This window comes from Sediminicola sp. YIK13 (genome assembly GCF_001430825.1).
Lineage (GTDB): Bacteria > Bacteroidota > Bacteroidia > Flavobacteriales > Flavobacteriaceae > Sediminicola.
On sequence record NZ_CP010535.1, the window covers coordinates 2241778 to 2258315 of the forward strand.

Genomic DNA, 16538 nt, shown 5'->3' on the forward strand with positions numbered 1-16538 from the left:
AGATTAAGTATCTTGTCCTCCTCATATGAAGAGTAATGAACAGGATTTTTGGGCATTTAATTTTATTTACCATACTACTATCTGGATGCCAAAAAAATGAACTTAAGAGGTTTATTAAATTAGACACCTCCAAAACAGGTATTTATTTCACTAATACCCTAAAAGAGACTCCGGAATTAAATATCCTGAACTACTTGTACTTTTACAATGGAGCAGGAATAGCAGCGGCCGATTTTAATAATGACGGCCTAATTGACCTCTATTTTACAGCCAATCAAGGTGAAGACCAAATCTATATGAACCTTGGTGAAATGAAATTCAAAAACACCACTACCATCTCCCAAATAAAAAATCAGGGGAATTGGACTACCGGGGTAACCCATGTTGATATCAATAATGACGGCCTACTGGATATCTACGTGTGTAAAGTAGGGGATTTTAATGGAATCACAGGCAAAAACCTACTATACGTTAATCAAGGAGTTAACTCTGAAGGCATTCCCGTGTTCAAGGAAGATGCAGCCAAATATGGACTTGATTTTGTTGGATTTTCCACCCAAGCCGCTTTTTTGGATTACGACCTAGATGGGGATCTTGACATGTTTCTAATGAACCATTCTGTACATCCCAATAGCACCTACGGAAAGGGATCTCAAAGAGAATTTATGGATCCAAAATCAGGCGATCGTTTCTTTAAGAATGAAAATGGCAGCTTTATAGACGCTTCAGAAGAAGTCGGTATTTTTCAAGGCAGAATAGGTTATGGATTGGGACTGGGTGTCAGTGATCTCAATAATGATGGCTTTCCGGACATATACGTTGGTAACGATTTTTTTGAAAATGATTACGTATACATCAACCAGACCGATGGCACTTTTAAAGAACTCATCACTAAAAATAATTTAAGTTTAGGTCATACTACACATTACTCCATGGGGAATGACATTGCTGACATTAATAATGACGGTCTAACAGATATTATGTCTTTGGATATGCTGCCTGAAGACTTGGAAACTTATAAAACGTCTGGACTGGAATATGCTTATCCTACCTACCAATCGTATTTAAAAAATGGGTATTCCCCTCAATTTATGCAGAATACAATGCATCTAAATTTAGGTAATAATACATTTAGCGAGATTGGACATTTGGCCGGAATAGCTGCAACAGAATGGTCTTGGGGCGTTTTATTGGCAGATTTTGACAATGATTCCTTTAAAGACGCCTATATCTCCAATGGAATAAAAAAAGCGACCAATGATATGGATTTCATTAGTTTCATCGCAAATGAATCTATTCAGAAAAGACTGGACAAGGGAATGTCCGCTGCTGACATGGAGTTCATCAAAGACATCCCTCAAAAAAAGGTTGCCAATTATTTTTTCAAGAACAATGGTGATCTATCATTTCAGGACGTTTCATTGGATTGGTTTAACAAAGAACCTTCTTTCAGCAACGGATGTGTTTATGCCGACCTGGACAATGACGGCGATCTCGATATTATTGTGAACAACATTGATGAAGAAGCGTTTATACTAGAAAACCAAACCCATGCCAAGGATCAATCCAATTACTTGGAAGTAACCCTGCAAGGGGCATCTGACAATAAATTTGGCATAGGCACTAAACTAATGGCCTACACTCCCAACGGAACCATCTACCAGGAACACTTTGTGACCAGGGGTTATCTATCTGCCGTACCTAACATTCAGCATATGGGTCTTGGAAGTATCACAAGCATTGATTCTCTTAGGGTAATTTGGCCTCAAGGAAAAACGCAAATGCTCTATGATATAAAAGCCAACAAAAGAATAACATTCATAGAGTCGGAGGCAACAAACACTTACGAATACGCTTCTTCCGAGAACACCAATTCCTATTTTTTCAATACGGAAAATATGATTTCCTTTATTCACAAAGATCCTTCAACATTAGAATTCAATAGGGACCCCCTCATTCCCTATGCCAACACTAATGAAGGGCCAGAAATATCAATTGGGGACATCAATAAGGACAATCGGCAGGACATTTTTGTCGGCGGTGCCAAAACACAGGCCTCTCAATTATTTATTCAGAATAAGGAAGGTGGCTTTAGTAGTGTACAGGACGATCTGTTTCTTCAAGACGCCGGTAGTGAAGATATTTCCCAAGTTTTCTTTGATGCAAACGGAGATTCCTGGGCAGACCTTCTTATTGTAAGCGGCGGAAATGAATTTGAAAGTGGCCCGAGGCTACGCCCAAGACTTTACCTTAACCAAAAAGGAACCTTTATAAAAGACACTCTTCAATTTCAAGATGTAGAGTTCAATGCCTCCAAAGTGAAGACAAAAGATATAGACCATGATGGCGACCTAGATGTCTTGATATCTTCAGATCAAATCCCCCTAAAATTTGGTGAATCGGCACGTCAATTCATTTTTCTGAATAACGGTAAAGGCACTTTTTCTCAACCTAAATCGGATAATTTTAAGAGTTTCACGGAGCTACCAAATGTGAAGGATTTTATATGGGCCGATATTGACAACGACGGAAAGGAAGAGCTTATAAGTGTTGGCTATTGGGCACCTATATCTATATTGAAAAATGTAAATGGCAGATATGTTCCTTTTAATTCATCTCAATTGGAAAAGACCAACGGATGGTGGAACGTTGTTGTAGCCGAGGATTTTGACAAAGATGGCGACATAGATCTTGTGGCCGGCAATTGGGGATTAAACAGCAGGTTAAAAGCCTCAAAAGAAAAGCCCTTAACGTTATATAGATCAGATTTTGATGAGAATGGATCTATTGAACCTCTAGTAACCTATTATGAAGGTAACACAGAAACACCCTTCGCTTCAAAAGATGAACTAGTCAAACAAATGCCATTTCTGAACAAAGAATATTTGTCCTATAACCGATTTGCAAAAGCTACTTTAACGGACCTTTTTACCAAACAAAAATTGGAAAATGCTCAAAAAATGCAAATCTTTGAATTGAAAAGTATGTATTTTGAAAATGATGGCTCAGGGAATTTTACTCCCAAAGAATTACCGTTAATAGCCCAGTCATCTACGACCCATGACATTTTAATAGATGATTTAAATTTGGATGGCTATAAAGACATGGTATTCGTTGGCAATACCTTTGAAATAAGCACTCAATTAGGTAGGTTGGATGCATCACATGGCCTAGTTTTGATAAATGATAAAAAAGGGGGCTTTTATTGGGCTCGAAATCAAGATTTCGATGTTTCAGGTCCCGCCAGAACGATACAAAAAATAATAATAAATAATAGGGAACATTATATTGTTGGAATGAACAATGCGTCTCCTGTATTCTTGATCAAAAACAGGAAGTAATCGATATGAAACGAAGCAATAAAACTATACTGGCAATCCTAATCGGGGTTTTAGGAATTTCTTTAAGTTGTACCTCCAAAAAGGAAGATAAGGCAAAGGAGGCCGATAAGACACCTACTCTATTTACACTTCTCGATCCCGAGCAAACGGGGATTGATTTTATCAACCATATTGAAAACAAAAAGAACTTCAATATTTTCAAATACCGTAACTTTTATAATGGAGGTGGTGTTGCCATTGGAGATGTAAACAACGACGGCTTGGTGGATATTTATATGACCGCCAATATGGGCCCCAACAAATTATACCTCAATAAGGGAAATATGAAATTTGAGGATATTTCTGCTGCCGCTGGGGTAGAAGGGAGTAAACCTTGGTCCACAGGGGTCGTAATGGTAGATATCAATCAGGATGGGCTTTTAGATATATATGTCAGTAATGCTGGCAACATGGAGGGCAACAACCATGACAATGATCTATACATCAACAATGGAGACCTAACCTTCACCGAAAAAGCGGCAACATACAATCTGGCCAAGACAGGGTTTTCTACCCATGCCTCATTTTTCGACTATGACAAGGATGGTGACCTAGATGCCTATATCCTAAATAACAGCAATATCCCGGTAAGCAGTTTGGGATATGCAGAACAACGCGATGTAAGAGCCCAGGATTGGGAAGGCGTTCCGGACATATTTAAAGGTGTGGGAGATATGCTTTTGCGCAATGATAATGGCGTGTTTGTTGATGTTAGCGAAAAATCGGGCATTTATGGCAGTCTTATTGGGTTTGGATTGGGAGTCATGATTACCGATATCAACAAAGACCTTTATCCAGACATATATGTTTCCAACGACTTTTACGAAAGGGATTACCTATACATCAACAATCAAGACGGTACTTTTACAGAGGACATAAAAGGATGGACCTCCCATTTATCACTTTCGGCTATGGGTGTGGATATGGCAGACATCAATAATGATGGGAATGTTGAGATATTTATAACTGATATGTTGCCCGAGGCCGATGAAAGAGTAAAATCAGTTATGGAATTTGACGGGTACGATGTATTTAAGCTCAAGCAGGAAAAAGATTTTTATCAGCAGTACATTCAAAATACCCTTCAACTAAATAATGGGAACGGTTCCTTTTCTGAGATAGCCTATTTCAGTGGTGTTGACGCCACGGATTGGAGCTGGGCCGGTTTACTATTTGATATGGACAACGACGGTTTTAGGGATATTTATATTACCAACGGCATAAACCATGACCTGACGGATCTTGATTTTGTTGACTTTTTCGCCAATGAGATCATTCAAAAAATGGCGCTTACGGGCCGGAAAGAATCCATAGACTCCATCATAAATAAAATGCCCATTAAACCACAGCCAAATTTCGCATACAAAAACAATAAGGACCTTACCTTCTCTAACGCCAACAAAGAATGGGGTTTTGAAATACCAAGTATGTCCAACGGAGCAGCCTATGGGGATTTAGATAACGATGGTGACCTGGACCTGGTGGTGAACAATGTAAATATGCCAGCCTTTGTTTATGAAAACCAAGCCAATACTCTTACAAACAACCACTATATAAAATTAAAGTTCCAAGGAACGGATAGCAATAGATTTGCTGTAGGAACATCGGTAACGCTTTACCATGCTGGAAATGTTGTCTATCAGGAATTGATCCCCTCCAGGGGATTCCAGTCCTCTATGGATTACACCATGACAATGGGCTTGGGTGGTTCAAAAACCATAGACTCCCTTAGGATCATTTGGCCTGATGATATGACCCAAAAGATGGAAAATATTTCTGCCGACCAGACCATTACCTTTGATCATAAACAAGCAACTTCACGCTATAAGGTTCCCAATCCCAAGGCCATAAAACCTATGCTGGAGGAAATAAAGAACAACTCTCTTATAGCACACAAGGAGAACAGTTATAACGATTTCGTGTATGAAGGATTAATTTACAAACTATTGTCCCAGGAAGGTCCAGCTCTAGCTGTTGGAGATATTAATGGAGATGGTCATGAGGATATCTTTATGGGTGGAGCCAAGGGACAAGCCGCAAGTATTTATACACATTCAGGTAATGGGAAAATAACACCTGTTAGTCAAAGAGTTTTTGAGGAAGACGCAGAATATGAAGATACCGCTGCTGCCTTTCTGGATGTTGATGGCGACAAGGATTTGGATCTTATAGTAGGGTCAGGTGGCAATCAAGTGGGAGAGGAAATGACTTACCGCAGCCGCCTCTATATCAACAACGGTAAAGGGGTCTTTACAAGGTCAAAAGAATCACTCCCATCCACCTTTAAAAATATTTCCACCATTGCTCCAAATGATTTTGATGGAGATGGTGATATAGATGTGTTCATTGGCTCCAGGAGTGTTGTAGGCACCTATGGGGTGAACCCCGACCATTTGTTCCTTGAGAACAACGGGGATGGTACCTTTAAGAATTCTACGGAACGTCTGGCCTATGACCTTAAAGACGCCGGCATGATCACCAATGCTGTATGGGCAGATATGGATGGGGACAAGAAACAGGACCTTATAACAGTATCAGAATGGGGAACTCCAAACATATACAGAAATTCAGGTAGGCGCTTATCCAAATTACCCACCACCTTGGATAGTCTTCATGGGCTTTGGAATGTGGTAGAAGTAGCCGATTTGGATAACGATGGTGACAATGATCTGGTTCTGGGTAATCAGGGAACAAATTTACATTATAGACCCACGCCCAATAATCCAATGAAAATGTGGGTCAATGATTTTGATGGCAACGGCACTATAGAGCAGATTGTGACCTTGCAGGAAAATGGAAAAGATTATCCATTACACCAGAAAAAGGAGTTGACCAATCAGATGGTTTCCTTGAAGAAAAAAAACCTAAAAGCTTCTGAATACGCAAAGAAGACCATTGATGAATTATTTCCTAAAGAAGTATTTAATAACTCTATAATGAAACAATCGGCTATTGCCGAATCGGTCATTGCAATTAATGAAGGAGGTGGGAAATTTACGATTAAAGTACTTCCTACAAGGGTGCAATTGTCCTGCGTGTGCGGCATATCCTGTGCAGACATCAACCAAGACGGCTACTTAGATCTTATCATGGGTGGGAATAATTTTGAGTTTAAACCACAATACTCCAGACAGGATGCCAATTTTGGCAATGTATTATTAGGAAACAAAGACCTGAATTTTACATGGCAAGATTATAACAAAAGTGGCTTTTTCATCAGGGAAGAAATTAAACACCTAAAACAGTTTAAGGACCGCAATGGCAATACCTACTTAATTGCGGCAATAAACAATACTCAACCCAAGATATACAGGCTAAATGAATAAGAATATTGTCCTTTCCATTTTTACGTTATTGCTATTAGGTTGTGGCAAGAAAGAGGGTGGGTTGTTCATGAACCCATCGCCTGAAGAAACCGGTATTACCTTTAGCAATACCCTAACTGAAACCAATGACCTCAATATATTGGACTACCTCTATTTTTATAATGGTGGAGGGGTAGCCATTGGGGATATTAACGGGGATGGTCTTGCAGACATTTATCTTTCTGGAAACCAGGTCAAGAATAAGCTATATATCAATAAAGGCAACCTTACTTTTGAGGATATCACGGATAAGGCTGGGGTAGCTGGCCAAAGCACTTGGAATACTGGAGCGGTAATGGGCGACGTCAATGGCGATGGCCTTTTGGATATTTATGTCTGTGCAGTAGTGGGAATAAACGGGTTTAACGGACACAACGAGTTATTTATCAATAACGGTAATGAAACCTTTACTGAGAGCGCTGCTACATATGGGCTCGATTTTGAATCCTTCAGCTCTAATGCCGCATTTTTAGATTATGATCTGGATGGTGACCTGGACCTATACCTTCTTAACCATGCGGTTCATACGCAGAAATCTTTTGGCAAGGCAGATCTTCGGTTTCAACGCGACTTTCAAACCGGGGACCGCCTTCTCAGAAATGACGGCAATACCTTTGTAGATGTAAGTGAGGAAGCCGGTATTTATGGTGGTATCAATGGCTATGGCCTAGGTGTTGCCATCAGTGATTTTAACCAAGATGGCTTTCCCGATATTTATGTTGGGAACGACTTTCATGAAGACGATTACTATTATCTAAATAACGGGGATGGCACATTCAATGAAAGTCTGAAAGATTACTTTGGACAGACCACTCGCTTTTCCATGGGTAATGATGTTACGGATATAAACCACGACGGTTGGCCAGATATCCTCTCTTTAGATATGTTGCCCGAAGATGAAACTGTGCTCAAATCTTCTGAAGGAGACGATGACGTACAAATTCAAAAGCTTCGAATAGAACAGTATGGGTACCATTATCAATTTACCCGGAACATGCTTCACATTAATCAGCAAGGCGGGAAATTTAAGGAAACGGCCCTTTTAAGTGGTATTGCCGCAACGGATTGGAGTTGGAGCTCCCTTTTTGCCGATTACAATCAGGACGGAGAACAGGATATTTTTATTTCCAACGGGATTCCAAAACGTCCCAACGACCTGGATTTTATCAATTTTGCCTCTAACGACCAGATCAAAAAGAAAATAGACAATACCAAGTTGGTAGACCAGCAGGCACTGGATATGATGCCCTCTGGTAACATTCCCAACTATGTATTTGAAGGCAAAAAAGACCTACAGTTCATAAATAGGTCCAAAGACTGGATCCTACAGGACACCCTAATTTCAGGTGCAACGGCCATGGGCGATCTGGATAATGATGGGGATTTGGATATTGTCACCAATAACATCAACCATACGGCTACACTTTATATAAACAAAACCGATAAAAAGGCGAACTACCTAAAGGTTAACTTAAAATCCCCAGGGAAGAATCCATTTGCCATTGGCGCCAAAGTACTTTCGTACCATAGTGGCATTCTTCAATACAAGGAAATGTACACTGTAAGGGGTTTTCAGTCCTCTTCAGAACCCATGATCCATTTTGGTTATGGTAAGGAAACCAAGATAGATTCACTGCGTATAATTTGGCCTGATAGAACGACCCAGTTGCTAACGAATATAGCCGTTAACCAAACGCTGACCATAGAACCGGAAAATAAAACTCCCGTAACCTATCCATTGTTTACCAAAAAGAAAAAAGAAATTTTCCATAAAGTCGAAGGTAATCTTGGTATCGATTTTGTACATCAGGAAGATGCGTATTTCGATTTCAATAGACAGAAATTGATCCCGTATGAATTCTCTGATCGAGGTCCTGCCGTGGCTATCGGGGATTTGGACAACAATGGGAGCTCGGATATTTTCTTTGGAGGCTCTAAGTTTATTCCTTCCAAGGTCTATACCCAACATTCTGAAGGTTTTAGGGAAAAGAAGGTAACAGAAATCAAAAAAGACTCCATAAAAGAAGATGTAGAAGCAGTAATAGCCGATTTTAATGGCGATGGAAAAAATGATCTTTTTATAGGCTCAGGAGGTGCAGATTTTTTCAATCAAATGCCGCCACTTTCCGATAGTTTTTACGTTCAAAAGGATTCCACTTTTATTCCGGGAAAACTCCCAGCCACTTATCAAAATGCCTCGGTACTGGCTTCGGCCGACTTTGATTCCGATGGGGATATGGATCTCTTTGTAGGCAATCAGATGATCACCAATGATTTTGGCAAGATTCCACAGTCCTATCTTCTTGAGAACAAGAATGGTGCCTTTGAAATTGTAGAAAACAAGTCCTTATTACATATTGGCATGGTCACAGACGCTATTTGGGACGATTACAACGGAGACGGTAAGCCTGACTTAATACTAGTTGGGGAATGGATGAATCCCGTGTTTTTCAAAAATAAGGACGGTAAATTGGAGAAGGACGATTTTAACCTAGCCTCCATCAAAGGTTTATGGCAAAGCATCATTCCCTTTGATATCGATAAGGACGGTGATACGGATTATTTGCTCGGCAATTGGGGTTTAAATTCAAAGTTTAAAGCCACCGAGCAAACCCCTATGAAAATGTATTATGCCGATTTTGATGATAATGGCAGTACTGAAACCATAGTCACCATTGAAAAGAATGGACAAGATTATCCTATTGAAGGATTAAAAGGGCTATCCGAACAATTAGTAAGTCTAAGAAAGAAATTTACGGCCTATAAAGATTTTGCCGGTAAGCCTATTGAGGGTATACTTTCAAAAGAACAACTGGAAAAGGCAACGGTATTTGAAGTAACCGAATTAAGTTCGGGTTACCTTGAGAACAAAGACGGAAAATTCAGTTTTACACCTTTCTCGGTGGACATGCAAGTGGCACCAATTATGACTTTCCTGAAGTATGATTTTGATGGTGACGGATCGGAAGAAGTACTTGCTGCAGGCAACTATTTTGGTGTAAAACCATATCATGGACGTTTGGGGTCTTTCTCCGGTGCTATGATAAAAGGGAAAAATAATGTAATTTTGGGTGATGAAATTGGATTGGATTTTTCACAGAAATCTATTCGCCATCTGAATATTATAAACTTTAACAACCGACCTTATTTAATAGCGACTTTCAATAATGAAAAGGTCCAAGTATATCAATTGATAAACAAAAATGACAAATGATGAAGAAGATAATCTTATTGGTATTAATAGTTGTTCTAGGCAGTTGTCAGAAAAAAGAAGAACCTATTATCATCTCTCCTAACCTGCTACATCAATCCATAGATAAGGTTACGGAAATAATGATTCACGATATATTTTCGCCTCCTGTAGCCAGTAGGATTTTTGCTTATCCGAATATTGCGGCTTATGAGATCATTGCCGTAAATAATGGGGAATACAAATCCTTGGTAGGTCAAGTTACCGATTTGACCCCTATTCCAAGTCCAAAAACTGATGCTTCTGTAAACGTGCATTTATCAGCTCTTATCGCTCATTTGGATATGAGCCGTAGGCTAATATTCAGCGAGGAAAAATTAACTGTTTTCAGGGATAGTCTTTACAATATATGGTCTTCACAAAACCCAACTGAATTTGAAGCTTCCAAAGAGTATGGTTTAGAAGTGGCCGAGCATATTAGTGCATGGATGAATGAGGACAATTACAAACAAACCCGTACCATGCCAAAATTTACGGTAATGTCCGGTGAAGAATCGCGTTGGCAGCCTACACCACCCTCTTATATGGATGGCATTGAGCCACATTGGAGTAAAATTCGTCCTTTTGTGATAGACTCCTCCGAACAATTTAAACCAGTACCTCCCCCAGATTATTCAATGGATGTTGATTCCCCATTTTACAAAGAGCTAAAGGAAGTATATGATATCAGTAAGGAAATTACAGCCAAGGGAGATACTTCGGAAGAAATAGCTATGGCCAAATTTTGGGATTGTAACCCATATGTCTCAGTAACTTATGGACATTTAATGTTCGCGACAAAAAAAATAACACCGGGAGCACATTGGATTGGCATTACAAAAATTGCTGCCAAAAAAACAGATAGTGATTTTGACAAAACCCTTTACGCCTATACTAAAACGTCTATAGCCATGGCTGATGCCTTTATCAGTTGTTGGGATGAAAAATACCGGAGTAATCTAATTAGACCTGAAACCCTTATCAACCAATATATTGACGAAAATTGGAAGCCAGTACTTCAAACACCGCCATTTCCAGAATACACGAGTGGACACAGTGTTGTTTCTGGAGCTGCTTCTACTGCCTTGACCAGTATTTTTGGGGAAAATTTTGCTTTCGAAGATGATACGGAAATTCCATATGGCCTACCAATACGAAAATTTCCATCGTTTGCAAAGGCTGCTGATGAAGCTGCTATAAGCAGAATGTATGGCGGTATACATTATAGATCAGCGGTAGAAGTTGGGGTAAAACAAGGAAGAGATTTAGGAAAATTTGTTACGGACAACCTAAATATGAAACAAGAATCCCAATTAGCAACAACGGAATAGTTTTATGAAGAAGTTCTTATTAATTCTCACAACCCTTTTTATTGTGGGAGCCATCGGTTATCTATTTTTCTATCCGTATGATTATTTAGTGACCATTGAGGCTAAAGCCAATGCAGGTACGATCAACCAGACGATAAAACTTTGGGATTCCACGCTTGATAGCACCAAACTGACAAGTGACCTAGATTTACGCCATCTAGACCAATCTTTGAGTTTTAATGACTCTACTCACATATATTCATGGGAGATAAGCGAAGAAAATGATTCGGTTTCAAAAATAAAGATCTTCGCCAAGGATAGTCAAAATAGTCTAATGAACAAGATCCTAGTCCCATTCACGGATACGGATTTTGAAAAACGCACGATAAGGACCCTCTCAGATTTTAATGAAAATCTACATAACCATCTTAAGCGAATACGCGTTAAAGTTGTTGGTGAAGACGAAATTGACTCCACCTATTACGCATATGTGAGCGTTAAATCTTCACAGTTTGACAAAGCCAAAGGCATGATGAGAAACTTTCCTTTGCTCGACCCTTATTTGGTTAATAATGGTGCTGAACTCAAGGGGAAACCATTTATTGAAATTACCAAATGGGATAGGAAAAAGGATAGCATTGAATATAATTTTGGGTACCCTGTGATACAATCTGATAGTTTACCCAACCATCCCGATCTTCAATACGGTTTTCGCAAAAAAAGCAAAGCCTTAAAGGCCATTTACAATGGCAACTATATAACTTCGGACCGAGCGTGGTACGCCCTCTTGGATTACGCCAAAAAACATCATATTGATGTGACAGGACTTCCCATTGAAATTTTTTATAACAATCCCAATTTGGGCGGTGACGAACTAAATTGGAAAGCAGAAGTGTATATGCCTTTGAGCGAATAATAAGGTACTAACATGGATATTCTTTTGGTCATTCTAGGGTTTGTATTAATGCTCACGGGGATTCTAGGTAGTTTTCTCCCCGTATTACCGGGAACGCCTATCAGCTGGGTGGGTTTACTCCTACTGCATCTTACCTCGGTTATTCCCATGGACTGGGCGTTTTTAGGGATCACCTTAGGTATTGCCCTTCTCGTTGTTGCCCTAGATTACATTATCCCGGTAATAGGGACCAAAAGGTTTGGGGGAAGTAAAGCTGGTATGATAGGTACCACAGTTGGGCTTTTGATAGCCCTGTTATTTCCAATTCTGGGTATATTTGGTATCATTATATGGCCCTTTATTGGAGCCTTGGTAGGAGAACTGATCAACAGGACAGATCATAAAACCGCATTGAAATCGGCCTTCGGTTCTTTTCTTGGATTTTTGACAGGTACCTTCATAAAGTTCGTGGTGGCCGCGGTTTATTTAGGACTTTTTATATCCATGGTCTGGGAATACAAAAGCATGCTATTCCCATTTTTTAATTAATGTTTTTTTGACTCATCAACAAATCCATGCAATGTTTTAAAGCGGGATTCCTATTATCCTTCTTCCATATCACCGAAAGAATGGCTCGCTGAGGAATATTCTTAAGTTCCAAAAATTTTACGCGCATATGAAAACCATACTGGAGGGAAGTGGGCACAATGGCAATCCCTAGATTGTTCTCCACCAATTTAAATATGGTTTGTGCATGTACCGATTTGTGGGACACCTTGGGTGTAAAGCCGGCATCCTCGCAAATACTCATGATGGTATCATAATACAACGGACTGTAATCTTGGGCGAAGAGCACAAAATTTTCACCCGATAGCTGATGTACTCCTTCAAACTCCCTTGACAAAATCGGATAAGCCTCAGGGAGTACCACAGAAAAGGTATCCTCAAATACAGGGTGAATATGAATGTCCTCAGGAACCCTCGCCAATCGCACAAATCCAATATCCAGTTTATCTTTCATAACGGCATCCAATTGGGCACTGTTAGACAGTTCTTCCAAACTAGTCCTCACCTTGGGATACTTCTCTTTTAATGCAATCAAAAGGTCGGGAATTACATTCTGCATGGCAGAACCTAAAAAACCAATACGCACCTCTCCAGAATCTCCATCTTTTAGAAGTTCCAAATGTTTGGTGGTCAGATCAAGGTGATTGAGAATATATTGAAGCTCCGCTCTTAAATATGCCCCGGCAGGGGTGAGGGACACCTTTTTTTTACTTCGAACGAACAAAGGGGTATCCAAAATCTCCTCCATTTGTTTTATTTGCCTACTCAACCCAGGCTGGGAGATACAAAGCTTTTCAGCCGCCTTTCGATAATGCAATTCCTCAGCGACAGCTAAAAAATATTTAAAATGTCTAAGTTCTAATTGATAACCCATAGCTATTGAATATTGACAAAATTGGTATTGGTGATTATCAAACTTAATCAATAATTTTATAGTATTAAAATTGTAATCTATGATTCCCGCACCAAAGACATTTTCGTACGGAGAAGACCAACTCTCTGCCAGTATAGCACTATCCCTTGCCAATGGTAAAACCAGGGGCAGCATTTCACACGATACAAGAAAAAAGGTAATCCGGAGTCGCACAATTGTGGAAAATATCGTTGATAAAGGTCATGCTGTTTATGGAATCAATACTGGTTTTGGCCCTCTTTGTACCACCAAAATATCCAAGGCCGAGACAAAAATATTACAGACCAACATCCTTAAGAGCCACAGTGTTGGTGTAGGCACTCCTATTGCTTCTGAAATTGTAAAATTAATGATGATCCTTAAGGTCCAATCGCTCGCCAAGGGATATTCAGGAATTGCGGAAACAACCTTGGATCGAATTATTTGGCATATAGATAATGATGCCATTCCCCTAGTTCCATCTCAAGGATCCGTTGGAGCTTCTGGAGACCTTGCTCCCCTTTCCCATTTATTCCTACCCCTTATTGGTCTGGGTAAAGTCAGCTATAAAAATGAAGAAATAACCACGGCACAACTTTATAAAAAAACAGGCCTTAAAGCCTTGGAATTAGGCCCAAAAGAAGGCTTGGCCTTGATCAACGGCACACAGTTTATTGCCGCCCATGCCGTAAAGGTGGTCGAAAAACTGCACAGCTGTCTTTCCCAAGCTGATATCATAGGAACTATGATGATAGAGGGACTACAGGGCTCGATAAAACCCTTTTATAGCGAACTGCATGCTCTACGACCTTATAAAGGCAATATTCATGTGGCTACAAGGATCAAATCCTTTTTGGAAGGTTCAGAGATTATGGAGGATCACATTGATTGTGAGAGGGTCCAAGATCCTTACTCATTGCGTTGTATGCCACAGGTCCATGGTGCCTCCAGAAATGCGTGGCTCCATCTAAAGGAACTCTTGGAAATTGAATTGAATTCAGTAACGGACAATCCCATTATCATTGATGAAGAACTGACCATCAGTGGGGGCAGTTTTCATGGTCAGCCCTTGGCAATGGCCTTGGATTACGCTTGTTTGGCCGCTTCAGAAATAGGGAACATTTCGGATCGAAGGATTTATCTGGCCTTGGAAGGCAATAGCCCTGGAGTACCCAAATTATTGATGAAGGACACCGGGATCAACTCGGGTTATATGATCCTACAATATACTACGGCTGCCTTGGCAAGTGAAAACAAAGGGTTGTGCTTCCCATCCAGTGCGGATAGTATCCCTACTTCTTTGGGACAGGAAGACCACGTTAGCATGGGATCCATAAGTGGCAGAAAAGCGTTGCAAGTTTTGGAAAATGTTGAAAAGATTTTGGCCATAGAACTTTTAACGGCTGCCCAGGCCTTTGAATTTCGTAAACCCATGAAATCGGGCGTCCTCTTGGACGAAATCCATAAGAAAATAAGGACTAAAGTTGCTTTCGCAGATAAAGACCGGGTATTTGCCAATGATATAGAGGCCGGAATTGCCATGATCAAAGACAAAACCATCATAAAGGTTATAGACAGCGTAAGTAAACGGGAGAAATTAGATCTTTCTACCCAATATTCCAATGAATTTGAAAACTACTAATATGCACAACTACCAACTTATAGGGCCTTTTGCCCAGATCCTGCCAATGACCCATTTAGACCTCAAAGGAGCTATATCCGATGAAGCGTTGTTGATCATAGAAGATGGTGGGATTCTTATAGAGAACGACAAAATATATGCCCTTGGAAAATTTACGGAAATGCTCCCAACGGCAAAAGATTTAGGTGCAAAAATCATCACCTTGGACGGTACCGATGTTTGCCTTCCAGGTTTTGTAGATGCACATACCCATATTTGCTTTGGAGGCACAAGGGCCAATGATTATGCCATGCGCAATGCAGGGAAATCCTATTTGGAAATAGCCAAAAGCGGTGGAGGAATTTGGGATACGGTAACCCAGACTAGAAAGGCTTCCCAAACCGAATTGATTGATTTGATCATACAACGGGCCAATAAACATCTGGAAAATGGGATCACCACGATAGAGGTCAAAAGTGGGTACGGCCTTTCTGTAAAGGAAGAACTCAAAATGTTATATGCTATAAAGGAAGCGAATCAAAAATTACCTGCAGATCTTATTGCCACCTGTTTGGCGGCACACATGGTCCCTAAGGATTATTCGGGAACATCGAGTGACTATTTGAAAGAAATCAGCACCGAACTTTTTCCCAAATTAAAGGAGGAAAAACTAAGTAACAGAATAGATGCCTTTATTGAGGAAAGTGCCTATACCAAAGATGATATAGTGCCCTACTTTACAAAAGCAAAAGCTATGGGCTATGACATTACGGTTCATGCCGACCAGTTTTCTACTTCTGGAAGCGCAGTGGCCATAGCATTTGATGCGGTTAGTGCAGACCATTTAGAAGCGAGTACTTCCAAAGAGATAGAAGCATTGGCGAATAGCAATGTGATTGCCACGGCCCTCCCTGGAGCCTCTTTAGGGTTGGGATGTGCCTTTACCCCTGCCCGTGAACTTTTGGATGCAGGAGGGGCACTAGCGATTGCCAGTGATTGGAATCCCGGCTCTGCCCCAATGGGAGATTTATTGACCCAAGCGGCCATTCTGGGAACTTTCCAAAAACTCTCCAATGCAGAGGTATTGGCGGGTATCACTTTTAGGGCGGCTTTGGCCTTGAACTTAAAAGACAGGGGAAAAATGGAAGTGGGCTATTTGGCCGATCTTGTTACTTTTCCCATCCACGATTACAAAGAAATCTTATACCAGCAAGGATCCCTAAAACCAAACAGAGTTTGGAAAAAAGGAAACTTGGTCATGGACAAAAAGCACGATTAA

General features: G+C 40.3%; 9 protein-coding genes. 8 read left to right on the forward strand and 1 reads right to left on the reverse strand.

The genetic code is table 11. The features are described from left to right. Positions 1–35 precede the first annotated feature (35 nt). Genes SB49_RS09965 through SB49_RS09990 form a run of 6 tightly spaced genes read left to right on the forward strand, consistent with a single transcriptional unit; the run spans position 36 to position 12728 of the window. Positions 36–3341, forward strand: coding sequence for a VCBS repeat-containing protein (locus SB49_RS09965; protein ID WP_062056166.1), 3306 nt, complete (start codon positions 36–38; stop codon positions 3339–3341). Between the two features lie 5 nt (positions 3342–3346). Further along, positions 3347–6706: a VCBS repeat-containing protein gene (locus SB49_RS09970; RefSeq protein ID WP_062056169.1), complete on the forward strand. Its 3360-nt coding sequence runs from the start codon at positions 3347–3349 to the stop codon at positions 6704–6706. Beyond that, positions 6699–9959, forward strand: coding sequence for a VCBS repeat-containing protein (locus SB49_RS09975; protein WP_062056171.1), 3261 nt, complete (start codon positions 6699–6701; stop codon positions 9957–9959). Before SB49_RS09970 ends, SB49_RS09975 begins: the two co-directional genes overlap by 8 nt. Beyond that, complete coding sequence (locus tag SB49_RS09980; protein ID WP_062056173.1) at positions 9959–11305, forward strand: vanadium-dependent haloperoxidase; 1347 nt, start codon at positions 9959–9961, stop codon at positions 11303–11305. Before SB49_RS09975 ends, SB49_RS09980 begins: the two co-directional genes overlap by 1 nt. Positions 11306–11309: 4 nt before the next feature. Further along, on the forward strand, positions 11310–12200 hold the full coding sequence (locus tag SB49_RS09985) for a hypothetical protein (RefSeq protein WP_062056176.1): 891 nt from the start codon (positions 11310–11312) through the stop codon (positions 12198–12200). Positions 12201–12212: 12 nt separating this feature from the next. Then, positions 12213–12728: a DUF456 domain-containing protein gene (locus SB49_RS09990; RefSeq protein ID WP_062056178.1), complete on the forward strand. Its 516-nt coding sequence runs from the start codon at positions 12213–12215 to the stop codon at positions 12726–12728. Here the strand turns inward: SB49_RS09990 and SB49_RS09995 are convergent. Then, positions 12721–13620, reverse strand: a complete 900-nt coding sequence (locus tag SB49_RS09995) for a LysR family transcriptional regulator (RefSeq protein WP_062056180.1) — start codon at positions 13618–13620, stop codon at positions 12721–12723. The two genes, SB49_RS09990 and SB49_RS09995, sit on opposite strands and share 8 nt — an antisense overlap. Positions 13621–13699: 79 nt before the next feature. Here SB49_RS09995 and hutH point away from each other — a divergent pair, with 79 nt between their 5' ends. Together hutH and hutI are read left to right on the forward strand one after the other, a co-directional pair. Next, positions 13700–15280 carry a histidine ammonia-lyase gene (gene hutH / locus SB49_RS10000; RefSeq protein WP_062056182.1) on the forward strand — a complete coding sequence of 527 codons (1581 nt, stop codon included), beginning with the start codon at positions 13700–13702 and terminating at the stop codon, positions 15278–15280. A 1-nt stretch (position 15281) separates the two neighbouring features. After that, positions 15282–16538, forward strand: a complete 1257-nt coding sequence (gene hutI / locus SB49_RS10005; RefSeq protein WP_062059086.1) for an imidazolonepropionase — start codon at positions 15282–15284, stop codon at positions 16536–16538.